This is a genomic window from Tissierella simiarum (genome assembly GCF_018917865.1).
Lineage (GTDB): Bacteria > Bacillota > Clostridia > Tissierellales > Tissierellaceae > Tissierella_C > Tissierella_C simiarum.
The window spans coordinates 127,564-142,247 of sequence record NZ_JAHLPM010000003.1; the positions used below are offsets into that span (position 1 = coordinate 127,564).

Consider the following 14,684-nt stretch of genomic DNA (forward strand, 5'->3'; position numbering starts at 1 on the left):
GACAATTAGATATGTTATAAGGTATAATCGTCTGAAAATGCAGGCTTGTTTTGTTGTACCTTATTTCAAAGGATTCTTGTGATGAACATTCATGCAGCTCTATCTTTAAACCTATGCCATGGTTTTTGAATATGGTGTTTTTATATTAGTTCTAAAAATGCATATAAAATTTTTTATAAAGGCTATAAATGAACAGTTTGTTCGTTTATGGTCTTTTTGTTTTTTGGTATATTTAATAATATCATAAAAATTAAGTATTATTATTAATAAATAAAATTGAATAGATACATGTATGATTGTTTAATACACGAGAATCCATATTAAATTACTATTTAAATTTTATGAATGGTGGTGGATTCTGTGTTTAATAAAAATAAAGAGTTAAATAACAATAATATGTTAAAGATAGAAAATTCACAAAATTTTCTACACAGTAAAAAGTTGGTAGTTAAGCTAATTGAGAGAAGTAATATAAATAAAAATGACATTATTATTGAAATTGGTCCAGGAAAAGGGATTATTACTAAAGAACTATCAATAAAATCAAAGAAAGTATACGGGATAGAATATGATCTTCATTTATATAAAAAGCTTAAACATATGTTTTCAGATATAAAAAATGTTGAAATTATATATGAGAATTTTCTAGAATTTGAGTTGCCAGAGAAATATAAATACAAAATTTTCTCTAGTATTCCATTTAATATTACAGCAGAAATTTTATTGAAAATAACATCTTGTTCTAATCCTCCTAAAGACACATACATTATTATTCAAGAAGAGGCAGCTAGAAAATATGCTGGAAATCCTTATAATAATGAGTGTATGCGTTCTTTACTTCTTAAACCGTATTTTGATTTTGAAATTATTTATAAGCTTAAAAATACGGATTTTACACCTATACCTAAAGTCAATAGTGTTTTACTCCATATTAAAAAAAGAGAAAATATTTTAATAAATCAAAATGAGGCTGAGTTGTATAGGGATTTCATTGCATATGTTTTTAGTAGCAGTGGTAAAAGTATAAAGGAAAGGTGTAAGTATATTTTTTCCCATAAACAACTTAAACGTCTTTCACAAGATATAGGATTTCAAACTACTGATAGTCCAGTTAATTTAAGTTTTGAGCAATGGCTTAGAGTATTTCAATATTTTATTGTTGGTGTTTCTATAGATAAGCAAAGATTAGTTTATAACTCATATTCTAGGCATCTTAATGAACAAAAGAAAATAGATAAAGTTCATCGAAACTTTAGAAGTTGAAAAGCTTTAAGAAATAAAACTTATCATTAGATATTTTAAAATTGTATAATATATGATATTATAGGACTAAACAATAATGATAACCATTATCAATAAATAATAATGAAAATTAATAAATTTATAGAAAATATTTAAATTAAGCATATATGCGGTCAATAAAGGGGGATAAATATGTCCGATAAAATAGAACAATATAATATTAAAAATTTAATGGATAGGGAATGTTCTTTCTGTGAAGGACTCAATAAAATATATAATTTAAAAACTAAACAATATAAATTCGAAATCTCTAAAGAAACTGGTAATGGATATTTTAGACAAATTGCTTCTGGTGAAAATATCCAAGTTATAGATTTTGATATGACTTTCTGTAGACATATGGAAGTTGAAGGAATGTCAAGAACTCCCCATGTTGATATGTTTTTTTGTATTGGAGATGGAATTGAATGGAGATTTCATGGGAGGAGAAGTAAGTTTGAACTTTTAAATGGTGATAGTTTTTTAGCCAAAACTAAAAATAAAGAAAATGTAAAGCGATGTATTTATCCATCAGGACATAAATTTCAGTTCATAGAGGTTAAAATTCATCCAAAAAAATTCAAACAAATTATACAAAGCATTGAAAATGAGTGGAGAATTTTCTGTAAAGGTAAATACGATGAGATTTTTTATAAATGTAAGATTACTCCGTCTATAACCGTAGTTTTACAGCAAATGATTAATTGTCCCTATGAAAAAGGATTAAGAGATATCTATATGGAAGGTAAAATATTTGAGCTTTTTGCAATATATTTAAATGAAGCAGTTTATCAACGAGAGAAACGTAATTTAGTAAAGTTGTCTAAAGAAGATATTAGTAGTATTTATAAGGCTCAACAAATTTTAAATAATAATATAACAGCTCCTCCATCTATAACTTCTTTATCTAAAATGGTATGCCTTAATGAATTTAAACTGAAAAACGGTTTTAAAGAGATTTTTGGAGAAACAATATATGCTTATGTTATTGATAGAAGGTTAGAGACTGCTCAATTACTCTTTGAAGAAAAGAATATGCAGGTTAGCGAAGTAGCAAGTATGGTAGGCTATGCAAATATGAGCCATTTTGCTCTAGCTTTCCGTAAGAAATTTGGCATCAATCCTGGAGAATATTTACGTAATGTAGTAAAACAATAATTGAATACGATGAGCAGAGTAGTATGAATTTAGTAGAAGTAATAGAGAGTAAAGCTAAAATAATAAAACATTTATAAATGCTGTATCAGTAAAACACTGGCAGCATTTTTTTATTTAAAATCCTTTTTTCATCTATAAATATCCGTTTATGAGTAGATAGGTTAGAATGGTTTCTTTTATAATTGATAATCATTTTCATTTAAAACTCTAAAGTTAATATATCGGTGATTTATGAGGTGGTGAAAAAGTTAGTTGGCTACTATTTAAACTTTAAAAAATTAAAATCTGATTGTAAGGTGATATACCTATAAAAGAAAAGGAGAATTAACAAATGTCAAAGTTATCATCTGAAGAGCTGAAATATATAAAGAAGAAATTAATCGATAAAGGTTATAAGTTAACTGAACAAAGGGAGACGATATTAAATGTTATTGTAGAAAATAAAATTAGACATTTATCCATAGACGAAATTTATGAACTTGTTAAAATCACATTACCTGATATAGGCATAGCAACAGTTTATAGGACTATAGTTTTGTTGAAAAAATTAGATCTTTTATGTGAAGTTGACTTGGGCGACGGTTTTGCTAGGTATGAGATTGTTTATTTAGATAAAGAACGCTATCATCCTCACTTAATTTGTTCAAGTTGCGGGAAAATAATAGAAGTGAAAGATAGTTTATTAGAATTAGTAGAATTTACAATAGAGAAAGAAAGTAATTTTAAAATAATAACTCGTAACATTGTGTTTTATGGACTTTGTAATGAATGTGATAATAATAAAATTTTATCTGGTTAAAAAGATAAATTTAAAAATATTAAAAACAAAATAAGTGGATTTATTGTAAAGGAGGCAAAAACTTTGGACAAGAAAAAAACAGGAATTCCTCGTTTACTAGAAATTGCAGGAGAAAAGCGAGGATTACTAATCGTTTCAGGAACACTTTCATCTATTAGTGCTGTCTGCATGCTTATACCTTATATATCAGTTTACTTTATACTTGCAGAGTTATTAAAAAATGCTTCTAATCCCTCTTTAGCCAATGGAGCATTGATGATACATTGGGGTACGATAGCATTGATAGGACTAATTTCTGGAATCATAACTATGTATTTATCTGGATTAAGTTCCCATATAGCTGCTTATCGTATATTATATGGTTTGCGTATAAAGCTTTCTACTCATATAGGTAAACTTCCTCTTGGATATTTTACACAAACATCTACAGGGACTATTAAAAAGACTATGGAACAAAATGTAGAGAAAATTGAAAACTTTGTTGCTCATCAACTTCCAGATTTAGTAAATGTTTTAGCTACAGTAATAGTGATGATAATAGCAATGATTTATTTAAATCCACTGTTAACCATTGCTTGCATTATACCTCTAGTTTTAGGCTACTCTGTTCAAGCTTCTATGAGAACTGGAGAAAAGGCTAAAGAAAATTTGAAATATTATCATGATTCTTTAGAAAGAATTAATGCATCAACTGTCCAGTATGTGAGAGGAATGCCTGTTATAAAGGTATTCGGACAAACTGTACATTCTTTTAGAAAATTCTATGAAGATATGATAAGCTATAGAGATTATTGTGTAAAATATTCAGATCAGTTTCAAAATAGCTATATTATTTTCAAAGTTATGTTAGGTTCGACTATGACGTTTATTCTCCCTATAGGTGTGTATCTTTTAAGTAGAGAGCCAGAGAATATAGCATTTGCATTGACTCTACTTTTCTTTTTAATTATGGCACCAGGAATATCTGTTCCTATGTATAAGTTTACTAATTTTGCTGCTACAATAGCAGATATTTCAGAAGGAGTTGAACGTATAGATAAAATTCTTAGTGAGAAACCTATTCAAGAGATAAAAAACCCACAAGTTCCAAAGCGCTTTGATATTGAATTTAATAATGTATCTTTCTCTTATGATTTAGCAGATACATCAAGTACTTCAACTCGTAAGGAAGCACTTTCAAACATAAATTTCAAATCAAAACAAGGAAAAGTGACTGCTCTTGTAGGACCTTCCGGATCTGGAAAATCTACAATTGCGAATCTTATTCCAAGATTTTGGGATGTAGAAGAAGGCGGAATTTTCATAGGTGGAGTAAATATACGAAGCATAAAAACGGAAGATTTAATGAATATAGTATCTTTTGTTTTTCAAGATTCATTTTTGTTTTATGATACCATTTATGAAAATATTTTAGTAGGAAAACCTAATGCAACTCCTGAAGAAGTATATGCCGCTGCAAGAGCCGCACAGTGTCATGAATTTATAGAAAAACTTCCTCAAGGCTATGATACTCTTATAGGAGAAGGTGGTACGTATCTTTCAGGTGGTGAAGAACAGCGGGTATCTGTTGCAAGGGCTATTCTTAAGAATTCTCCTATTTTAGTATTTGATGAAGCAACAGCTTTTGCTGATCCAGAAAATGAGTATCAAATGCAATTAGCTCTAAAAGAATTGATGCAAAATAAAACTGTAATAGTTATTGCTCATAGGCTTTCATCTATACAAGATTCAGATCAAATTATAGTTTTAGATGAGGGGCATATTGTAGAAAAAGGTACTCATGAAAAACTAAGGGCTGCTAATGGACTTTATAGGAAAATGTGGGATGCATATACTGATGCAGGAGAATGGAAGATCCAAAAAGGAGGTATTATAGCGTGAAAATCCTTTATAATATAACGGCTGGAAATCCAAAAAAGTTACGAAAACCTATTGTTTTTTCAGTTATATCTAATGTAATAAATATTTTACCTTTTACTCTAGTAATGCAAGCAGTAAAAATAATATTTGAATCTTATTCAACAGGGGCACCTATAGATACTTATAAGCTGTGGCTAACCTGTGGAGCATTATTTTTATCTATGATAGCAATGTTTTTAGGGGAGATACCAGCTTATAGGTTCTCATTTAGAGGTGCATATATGGTTGCTGCTGAGGGGAGAGCAAAATTAGCTGAACATTTAAGAAAGTTGCCATTGGGATATTTAACAAGTAGAGATCCAGGAGATCTTGGAAATATGATGATGGGTGATTTTACATTAATAGAACATTGTATATCTCATCTTATGCCTCAGTTAGTTGGAGGTTTAGTAATGCCAATTATTGCTTTTATTGGTCTATTGTTTCTTGATTGGCGGATGGCTGTATCCATGTTTGCTGCACTACCTATAGCAATTTTAATTATAGCTGGAACTTCAAAATTACAACGAAGAGTAGGAAAGAGGCATATGGAATCTAAAATATATGCTGCTAATAGATTACAAGAATATCTAAATGGAATAGGTACCATTAAGGCATACAATCTAACGGGAGAAAGATTTGTTCGTCTTGAAAAAGCTTTTAGAAGATTTATGATGGAAAGTATAAAAATTGAAGGATTTTTACAACCCATAGTGTTAACAGCCATAGCATGTATTAGAGCAGGACTCACAGTAATGGTATTTGTGGGGACTCATTTACTTTTAGGTGGAGAATTAAACGTTATAACATTTGTTACCTTTTTAATAGTAGGTACAAGAGTATTTGATCCTTTAACATCTGCCTTAGGAAATTTTTCAGAAGTTCATTATGATGAACAGGCAGGAGAGAGGATTGTAAATCTTTTAAACGAACCTATTTTACCAGGAGAAAAAATAGCGCCTGAAGGTCATGATATTATTCTAAAAGATGTTACATTTGGATATGGTGACATAAAGGTTTTGAAAGATATTTCTATAGAGATGCCAGAAGGTTCATTAACTGCATTAGTAGGACCTTCTGGAAGTGGAAAGAGTACAGTTTTAAAATTAATAGCTCGCTTTTATGATCCACAAAAGGGAAAAATCTTAATTGGAAATGAAGATATGAAAATTATAGAACCAGAATCCCTTCTTCAAAAAGTTTCTATGGTATTTCAAGATGTATATCTTTTCCAAGATACTATTGGAAATAATATAAGGTTTGGAAAAGAAGGTGCAACTCAAGCGGAGGTAGAAGAGGCTGCTAAAAGAGCATGTTGCCATGACTTTATTATGAAGCTTCCTCAGGGATATGATACTCCTGTAGGTGAAGGCGGATCTACTTTATCAGGTGGGGAAAAACAACGTATTTCTATTGCAAGAGCAATACTTAAGAATGCACCAGTAGTGCTTTTAGATGAAGCCACTGCATCCCTAGATCCAGAGAATGAAGTGGAAATACAGAGAGCGATTAATGAACTTATCCAAGGAAGAACAGTTATTGTTGTTGCCCATAGGCTTAAAACTGTTAGAAGTGCCGATAACATAATAGTTTTAGATGAGGGAAAAGTTGTAGAACAGGGTACTCATGATGAACTTATTTTACAGAAAGGATTATATTACGATCTTTGGACTATACAACAAAAATCTAGCAGGTGGAAGATGTCATCATAAGCGAGAGGATAAATTAGTTTTAGAAAGCTATTTTTAATATAAAAAATGAAAGCCATATAATACGGATTTGATGTATTATATGGCTTTCGTTTTTATATGGTATGAAGTGTTTCTACCGTGTGAAATATTCTAAACAAACATCAACGACAATAATCGACTTATTTAGACGGTGATATAGAATAATTTTAAAATAGGTCTAGAGATTTGTTGAATCTATAAATAAATATGGGTATATATGAATTACTAGATTAAACGTTGAAAACGTAAGGATAAGATTTTTATTTTGGAATTTAAAATTGAAATTAAATACAAATCTTATTTATTTCCTTGAATAAACTTTGTCATAAATAGTCGTTTATTGTAGAAATGCACTATAGTGAAATACACGAGCTATTTATTCTTATTAGGAACGTTTAAAGTATTATCTTATATATGAAAGGAGGTGAAATTATGTCTATCAGAAGCAGACCAGTTACTTGACATGTTTTTATATAGGGAGAATTTTATAAATATAAAATCGTCTTACATAAATACTCTGCTGCCAATAATAAAAGTTGGATAATAAAGGTCTAAGAATTGTTTATCCATAGTTGAAGATTTTAGATAAGAAATATAATAGGAATATGTGGTAGAAAAAATATAACTAAACTTGGAGGAGAAAGTATATGAAATCAATTAAAGTGAAAATTTTAGTAAGCATATTATTAGTTGTTTTAATAATATTTGTATCAGTTACTGGATTTATTACTTCAAGTTCCTATAAAATGCAACAAGAACATTCTATAAAATACGTGAAATCAGAAACGGAAAAATATGAATTAATGATTGAAAAGGAAGTAGATGCAGCTTTGATAGTTGCTACAGAATTAGCTCAAGTTTTTGAAGGGTTAAAACAAAGTGGGCATACAGATAGGGCAGCAATGAATGAAATTATGAAAAATATTTTAGAGAAAAACCTAAATTTAGTAGGAGTATGGACAGCTTGGGAACCCAATGCATTGGATGGAAAAGATGATGAATATGCAAATACTGAGGCCCATGATAATACAGGACGATTTATCCCCTATTGGAATAGAGGAAGCGGTACAGTTGGCCTTCAATCATGTGGAGATACATATGATAATTTAGATGAGAGTGGATTATGGTATCAAACTTCTAAAAATTCAAAACAACCAGCGGCTTTGGAACCGTATGTTTATAATCTTCAAGGACAAGATGTGATGTTAGTTTCAGTTACATCTCCTATTATATATAATAATGAGGTGGTAGGTGTTGTAGGAGTAGATATCTCCTTAGATAGGCTACAAGAGGTTATACAGGAAATAACTCTATATGATAGTGGATATGCCCTATTAGTTACTAATAAAGGATTGATTTTAGCACATAAAGATAAAGAATTACTTGGACAAAATGAATTTGAAATATTCGATAACGAAGAATTTAAACAAGCTATTTCTAATGGAGAACATATGACTTTAGAGAGACAACTTTCTACTAATAGAGGAAAAGAAATTTTAACTTTAGCTCCCGTAGATATTAAAGGAATAAATCTTGAATGGTCTTTTATATCTATTATACCTAAAGGAGAGATATTTAAAGAATTAAATCACTCTATTATAATTAGTATTATAGTAGGATGTATAGGTATAGCTGTATTAATAGTCTTAATCTTAATAATTTCAAACTCTATATCAAAACCAATCATAAATCTATCTAAGATTATTGAAAAATTGTCAAATTATGATTTAACTGTTGATGAAAATAGTGAGGTAATAAAATATTTAAATAGAAAAGATGAAATAGGAGTTATTTCTAAATCCTTGACAGCTATGCAGACAAATCTTATTGATCTGATTAAAAAAATAGCTGATAGTTCGCAACAAGTAGCATCTTCTTCAGAAGAGTTAACTGCTACTACTCAACAATCTGCTGCAGCCTCTGAAGAAGTAGCAAGAACGATTGATGAAATTGCAAGAGGAGCAAGTGATCAAGCAAAAGATACAGAGCAGGGAGCAGTAAATATTGATAAATTAGGCAAGGAAATAGAAAGAAATCAAAGAGATGTAAAAAGCTTAAATAATGCTGCTAATGAAGTTAACAAATTAAAAGATGAAGGCTTTGAAATTATAAAAGATCTTGTTGAAAAAACTAAGACTACAAATAATTCAGTTGAAGAGATACATGAAATTATTACAAACACCAATGAAAGTGCAGAAAAAATAAAAAGTGCTAGTCAAATGATAAAAAATATTGCAGAACAGACAAATTTATTAGCCTTAAATGCAGCAATAGAAGCTGCTAGAGCAGGAGAAGCAGGTAGAGGGTTTGCAGTTGTAGCAGAAGAAATAAGGAAACTAGCAGAAGAATCTAATGAGTTCACAGAAGAAATTACTATGATTATTGGAGATTTAACAAATAAAACAGGATATGCTGTCAGTACCATACAAGAAGTTGAGGAAATAGTAATATCTCAAACCCATAGTGTAGAAATGACAAATAATAAATTTGAAGGAATATCCTCAGCTATTGAAAAGATGAAGGAAGTAATTGTGTCAATAAATCAATCAGGATTAGAGATGGAAAAGAAAAAAGAAGAGATAATTAATGTAATACAAAATCTATCAGCTATATCAGAAGAAAATGCAGCTGGTACAGAAGAAGCCTCTGCATCTGTAGAAGAACAAACTGCTTCTATGGAAGAAATCTCAAATGCAAGTGAAGCATTATCAAAACTAGCGGAAGAAATGCAGGAAAGTATTGCACAGTTTAAATATTAAAAAAGTGCATAAAAGTACCCTAATTTAATTTAGGGTACTTTCTTTAAATTAACTTTTAAAATCAATTTTTATAAGTTTTCCTTTTTCATCTAAAGTTATTTGAGTAATTTTTGTAAGTTTTGGTACATCATTAACTTTAGCACACTCTAAAACTTGATATACTTTTGAAGTATCTCCATTAGATTTATAAACTTCTTTCAAAAGCTTAAGGATAGAATAAGGATGCTCTGGTTCTTTAATACTTATAAAGGATGAATTTGGTTTTGCTATGGCATTGGTAATAAGCTTTTCAAAGTCAATATTGTCTAAACCTGGAATCAAAAAGTATTCGGCATCATTATTTAAATCATCAAACCCTTTAACTTGAACTGTATTAAAATTATTTTTGGTTACAGCCATAAAAGTAGCCATAAGAGGACGAATACCAGCACTCCTGTGGCCAGAGACTATTATTGATTCTTTTCTCATAATGGCTTCTTCAATATACTTAGCTTCAGCTTCTGTCATGAAATTTTGATCTACAAATTTTTTTATCATAGGATTCATTTATAATCCCTCCTCTTTAGTATATAGTCAACTTTAGCTATAGTTATTATTCTTTGTATAAATATGATAACATCTAATGGAATTTAAGCCAACCTTTGTTATATTTTGTGCAAAAATATTATGTTTATTTATAATGGAGCATTTATATTGTGATATTTTTATAAATAGAATAAATTATTACTAACATTCAGATTGATATTATTTTATCATTAATGTATAATGCTTCTGAGTGAATAAAAGTTTATCTTATTCAATTATATAGAGAGAAATCTTTATTTATTTGTTGAAAATAAACTTATTTAACTAAAATTAAAACTAAATATAAGATAATTCCTAACAAAGAAGAGTGTTTCTGGTTTGAAAGGAAGTTGAAATAGAAAAAGACTATATTTATATTATCTATATAGTTTTAAGGATTATACTTAATTATATATTGTTATGTTAAGAATATATAATTTTCTAATGCTATTTAAACTTTCCTTTTGGAAAGTTTTTTTATGTTATAAATAATTAAATTTTAAAAAGAGTAGGGAGGATTTTATGAAAAAGATAGCAGTTATTAGTGCCATATTAGAAGAGCCTAAAAGTTGCCAACAAAAATTTAATGAAACAGTAGCAGAATTTAAAGGAATTATAAAAGGAAGAATGGGGATTCCTTTTGAGGATGAAGGTATTTCTGTAATATGTATTACTGTAGTTGGAGAAATGGATAAAATTAATAGCCTAACAGGGAAGCTTGGTAATATAGAAAATGTATTAGTGAAGACTTCCGTATCTAAAAAGGAAGTAAGTTAATAGGAGCGAAAAACATGAAGAGAAATGAATTAACTATAAAAAAGTTAATAAATAAGCTTTATAAAAGCAATGAGCTAGAATGGGAAGAGCTTCTTTATATCTTAAATCACATAGGAGAGTATGGAAAAGAATATTTGATTCAAAAAGCTCATGAAACAAGAATGAAAGTCTATGGAGATAGAGTTTTTATGAGAGGACTTATTGAATTTACTAACTATTGCAAAAAGGGCTGTATTTATTGTGGGATTGGAGCTTTTAACAAGAATGTAGATAGGTATAGGCTAGGATTAGAAGAAATTCTTCTTTGTTGTGACGAAGGATATAAATTAGGTTATAGAACCTTTGTATTACAAGGTGGAGAAGATAACTTTTATTCAGACGATAAAATTGAAGAAATTATAGAAGAAATAAAAAATAGATATAAAGATACTGCAATAACTCTTTCTATAGGTGAAAAAAGTTATGAATCTTATGAAAAATATTTTAATGCAGGAGTAGATAGATACTTATTGAGACATGAAACAGCTAGTAAAGAACTTTTTGAAAAAATCCATACAAATTCAAACTATGAAAATAGAATTCAATGTCTTTGGAATCTTAAAAAAATTGGCTATCAAGTAGGTGCAGGATTTATGGTAGGTATTCCAACGCAAACCAAGGAAGATTTAATAAAAGATATTTTCTTTCTAAAAGAATTAGATCCAGAAATGGTAGGAATAGGACCATTTATCCCTCATAAAGACACTGTTTTTCATAATGAAGAGGGAGGAACTCTAGAAGATACCATAATAATGTTGGCTTTATTGCGATTATTTTTACCCTATGTACTTTTACCTGCTACTACAGCTCTGGGAACTATACATCCTTTTGGAAGAGAACAAGGGATAAAAGCTGGTGCTAATGTTGTTATGCCTAATCTATCACCAATAGGAGTTAGGGAAAAGTATTCTCTTTATAATGGAAAGATATGTACAGGAGATGAAGCTGCAGAGTGTAGAGGATGTATACAAAATAGAATAGAAAAGGCAGGTTTTTCTGTAGATATGTCTAGAGGTGATAATATAAAATGGAGGAGATAATAATGAATAAATCATTTATTGACCATGACTATATTTATAATTTATTAGAAGAAACAAAAAATACTACAAAGGAAGATATTCAAAGGATATTAGATAAAGCAAGAGGAACAACAGGATTAACCCATAAAGACATTGCCATTTTGCTTCAAACAGAAGATGAAAAACAACTTAAAGAAATCTTTGAAATAGCAGGAGAAATAAAAAAGAAAATATATGGTAATCGAATTGTAATTTTTGCTCCTCTTTATTTAAGCGATTATTGTGTAAATAATTGTGTTTATTGTGGATATAAGAGAGGTAACAAATTTGAAAGAAGAAAATTAAATAGAGAAGAAATTCAAGAAGAAGTAAAGTTATTAGAAAAAATGGGCCATAAAAGATTAGCATTAGAAGCAGGTGAGGACCCTGTAAACTGTGATATTGATTATATATTGGATTCAATTGAAGCTATTTATGAAACTCATAATGAAAACGGAAATATAAGGAGAGTAAATGTAAATATTGCAGCTACTACAGTGGAAAACTATAGAAAATTGAAGGGCTCAGGTATAGGAACTTATATATTGTTTCAAGAAACATACCATAAGCCTACTTATGAAAAAATGCACCCTAAAAGTTTAAAGGGAGATTATGAATATCATTTAACTGCTTTTGATAGAGCAATGGAAGGTGGAATAGATGATGTAGGAGGTGGAGTTTTATTTGGGCTTGCAGACTATAAGTTTGAGATATTAGCTTTAATACTTCATAATGAACATTTAGAGGAAAAGTATGGTGTTGGATTTCATACTATATCTGTTCCAAGAATTAAAAAAGCAGAAGGAATGGAACTAAGTTTATTTCCTAATATAGTTACAGATGATGAATTTAAAAAGATAGTAGCAATCATTCGTTTGGCTGTACCATTTACAGGTATCATATTGTCTACAAGAGAGACCCATGAAATAAGAAGAGAGGTCATAGAATATGGAGTATCTCAGGTTAGTGCTGGGTCTTGTACTGGAGTAGGAGGATATAAGGAAAAAGAAGAAGGCAAAAATATAGATCAGTTCCAAGTATCAGATAATAGAAGTCCCATTGAAGTAATAAGAGAACTTATTAGTGATGGACATATACCAAGTTATTGTACTGCTTGTTATCGAATGGGAAGAACAGGAGACCGCTTTATGGCCCTTGCAAAATCAGGTGAAATACACAATGTTTGTGGACCTAATGCTTTGATGACTCTAATGGAATTCGCATTAGATTATGGTGATAAAGAATTATGTAAAGAAGTAGAAAAATTAGTTATAAGAGAATGTGAAAATATACCAAAAACAGATATTAGAAAACTTCTTTTAAAAAATGTAGGAAAACTTAAGAATGGAGAAAGGGATTTATACTTATAAATAAAAGGAGAAAATCTATGAATAATACGCCAAAAGCCAATAGAAAGCATATAGTACTCTATGGAAAGAGAAATGCAGGGAAATCATCTCTGATGAATGAAATTATCGGACAGGAAATATCCTTAGTTTCTCATATAAAAGGAACTACTGCAGATCCGGTATCTAAATCAATAGAACTTATCCCCTTTGGACCTGTAGTGTTTATTGATACAGCTGGTATTGACGATGACAGTCAACTTGGGAATTTAAGGGTTGAAAAGTCTCTGAAGACTTTGGATAAGGCAGATCTTGCCATCTATGTTATGGCAATAGATGATATAGATGAGAAATATTATTTAGAGTTTATAGAGAGATTTAAAGGAAAAAATATACCTTATATTATAGCTATTAACAAAATTGATAAGGTTTCAAAAGAAGAATTAGAAAACATGAAAAAGAAGCTAAAGATAGAAATGGAATGGGAAAATTTAGTGTTTGTATCTATTAATGATTTTAGTAGCGTGATAGAGTTAAAAGGTGAATTAATAAGAAGGCTTCAGGATGAAGAAAAAGAAGAAACTCTAATAGGTGATATTATACCTTATAATGGTAAAGTGATCATGGTAATCTCTGTAGATTCAGAAGCACCAAAGGGTAGACTTATACTTCCACAGGTACAGCTTATAAGAGATTGTTTAGATCATGGAATAAAAAGTTATGTGGTAAGAGATACAGAATTAACTTCAGCTCTACAGGATTTAAAAGATATAGATCTAGTGGTTACTGATTCCCAAGCTTTCAAAAAAGTAGATAAAATAGTACCTTCCCATATAAATTTAACAAGCTTTTCTATTATCATGGCTAGACAAAAAGGGGATTTAAAAATATTTTTAGATGGAGCTTCAAAGATAGAAAAGTTAAGAAAAAAAGAAAACCCTAAGGTATTAATAATGGAAAGCTGTACCCATAATACTTCTCATGAAGATATAGGAAAGGTTAAAATCCCTAAACTTTTAATGAAGTATCTAGATAAGGAAATAAATTTTCAGTTTAAGATGGGAGAAGATTTTCCTAAGGATTTAGATACCTATGATCTAGTAATTCATTGTGGATCTTGTATGTTAAATAAAAGGACAATGGAGAGTAGATTGGGAGTTTGTAAAGAAAAAAATGTGAGTATTGCTAATTATGGAGTAGTATTAGCTTATTTAACGGGAATATTAGATAGGGCTGTTAAAGTTTTTATAGAATAAAAAATATATAATTTCTCC

11 protein-coding genes are annotated in these 14,684 nt (G+C 29.5%); 10 read left to right on the forward strand and 1 reads right to left on the reverse strand.

What is annotated here, in order from left to right; all coding sequences use genetic code 11:
- Positions 1 to 360: 360 nt before the first annotated feature.
- The 6 genes from erm to KQI42_RS04840 all read left to right on the forward strand — a co-directional run bounded on the left by erm (position 361) and on the right by KQI42_RS04840 (position 9,626).
- Positions 361 to 1,263: a 23S ribosomal RNA methyltransferase Erm gene (gene erm, locus KQI42_RS04815; protein WP_343231644.1), complete on the forward strand. Its 903-nt coding sequence runs from the start codon at positions 361 to 363 to the stop codon at positions 1,261 to 1,263.
- Positions 1,264 to 1,434: 171 nt separating this feature from the next.
- Positions 1,435 to 2,439 carry a helix-turn-helix transcriptional regulator gene (locus tag KQI42_RS04820; protein ID WP_216517315.1) on the forward strand — a complete coding sequence of 335 codons (1,005 nt, stop codon included), beginning with the start codon at positions 1,435 to 1,437 and terminating at the stop codon, positions 2,437 to 2,439.
- A 331-nt stretch (positions 2,440 to 2,770) separates the two neighbouring features.
- Positions 2,771 to 3,238 (forward strand): Fur family transcriptional regulator, encoded by a 468-nt coding sequence (locus tag KQI42_RS04825; protein ID WP_216517317.1) that lies wholly within the window; start codon positions 2,771 to 2,773, stop codon positions 3,236 to 3,238.
- A 63-nt stretch (positions 3,239 to 3,301) separates the two neighbouring features.
- Positions 3,302 to 5,119: an ABC transporter ATP-binding protein gene (locus KQI42_RS04830; protein ID WP_216517319.1), complete on the forward strand. Its 1,818-nt coding sequence runs from the start codon at positions 3,302 to 3,304 to the stop codon at positions 5,117 to 5,119.
- A complete protein-coding gene (locus tag KQI42_RS04835; RefSeq protein ID WP_216517321.1) occupies positions 5,116 to 6,849 on the forward strand; it encodes an ABC transporter ATP-binding protein in 1,734 nt (577 codons plus the stop codon). The genes KQI42_RS04830 and KQI42_RS04835 overlap by 4 nt, the downstream gene beginning before the upstream one ends.
- A gap of 665 nt (positions 6,850 to 7,514) precedes the next feature.
- Positions 7,515 to 9,626 carry a methyl-accepting chemotaxis protein gene (locus KQI42_RS04840; RefSeq protein ID WP_216517323.1) on the forward strand — a complete coding sequence of 704 codons (2,112 nt, stop codon included), beginning with the start codon at positions 7,515 to 7,517 and terminating at the stop codon, positions 9,624 to 9,626.
- A 48-nt stretch (positions 9,627 to 9,674) separates the two neighbouring features.
- On the opposite strand, the gene KQI42_RS04845 is transcribed toward KQI42_RS04840, so the two are convergent.
- Positions 9,675 to 10,172, reverse strand: a complete 498-nt coding sequence (locus tag KQI42_RS04845) for a hypothetical protein (protein WP_216517325.1) — start codon at positions 10,170 to 10,172, stop codon at positions 9,675 to 9,677.
- A gap of 540 nt (positions 10,173 to 10,712) precedes the next feature.
- Between KQI42_RS04845 and KQI42_RS04850 the strand changes: the two genes are divergently transcribed.
- Genes KQI42_RS04850 through hydF form a run of 4 tightly spaced genes read left to right on the forward strand, consistent with a single transcriptional unit; the run spans position 10,713 to position 14,666 of the window.
- Positions 10,713 to 10,967, forward strand: coding sequence for a TM1266 family iron-only hydrogenase system putative regulator (locus tag KQI42_RS04850; protein ID WP_216517327.1), 255 nt, complete (start codon positions 10,713 to 10,715; stop codon positions 10,965 to 10,967).
- A 14-nt stretch (positions 10,968 to 10,981) separates the two neighbouring features.
- Positions 10,982 to 12,046: a [FeFe] hydrogenase H-cluster radical SAM maturase HydE gene (gene hydE / locus KQI42_RS04855; RefSeq protein ID WP_216517329.1), complete on the forward strand. Its 1,065-nt coding sequence runs from the start codon at positions 10,982 to 10,984 to the stop codon at positions 12,044 to 12,046.
- A gap of 2 nt (positions 12,047 to 12,048) precedes the next feature.
- Complete coding sequence (gene hydG / locus KQI42_RS04860; RefSeq protein WP_246566073.1) at positions 12,049 to 13,434, forward strand: [FeFe] hydrogenase H-cluster radical SAM maturase HydG; 1,386 nt, start codon at positions 12,049 to 12,051, stop codon at positions 13,432 to 13,434.
- 17 nt (positions 13,435 to 13,451) lie between these two features.
- Positions 13,452 to 14,666, forward strand: a complete 1,215-nt coding sequence (gene hydF / locus KQI42_RS04865; RefSeq protein ID WP_216517334.1) for a [FeFe] hydrogenase H-cluster maturation GTPase HydF — start codon at positions 13,452 to 13,454, stop codon at positions 14,664 to 14,666.
- The last annotated feature ends 18 nt before the right edge of the window (positions 14,667 to 14,684 follow it).

Bases quoted from the DNA above. Each gene is read 5' to 3' on its own strand.
- KQI42_RS04820 (WP_216517315.1), top strand. From the start codon at position 1,435: ATGTCCGATAAAATAGAACAATATAATATTAAAAATTTAATGGATAGG.
- KQI42_RS04825 (WP_216517317.1), top strand. From the start codon at position 2,771: ATGTCAAAGTTATCATCTGAAGAGCTGAAATATATAAAGAAGAAATTA.
- KQI42_RS04840 (WP_216517323.1), top strand. From the start codon at position 7,515: ATGAAATCAATTAAAGTGAAAATTTTAGTAAGCATATTATTAGTTGTT.
- KQI42_RS04845 (WP_216517325.1), bottom strand. From the start codon at position 10,172: ATGAATCCTATGATAAAAAAATTTGTAGATCAAAATTTCATGACAGAA.
- KQI42_RS04850 (WP_216517327.1), top strand. From the start codon at position 10,713: ATGAAAAAGATAGCAGTTATTAGTGCCATATTAGAAGAGCCTAAAAGT.
- hydE (WP_216517329.1), top strand. From the start codon at position 10,982: ATGAAGAGAAATGAATTAACTATAAAAAAGTTAATAAATAAGCTTTAT.
- hydG (WP_246566073.1), top strand. From the start codon at position 12,049: ATGAATAAATCATTTATTGACCATGACTATATTTATAATTTATTAGAA.
- hydF (WP_216517334.1), top strand. From the start codon at position 13,452: ATGAATAATACGCCAAAAGCCAATAGAAAGCATATAGTACTCTATGGA.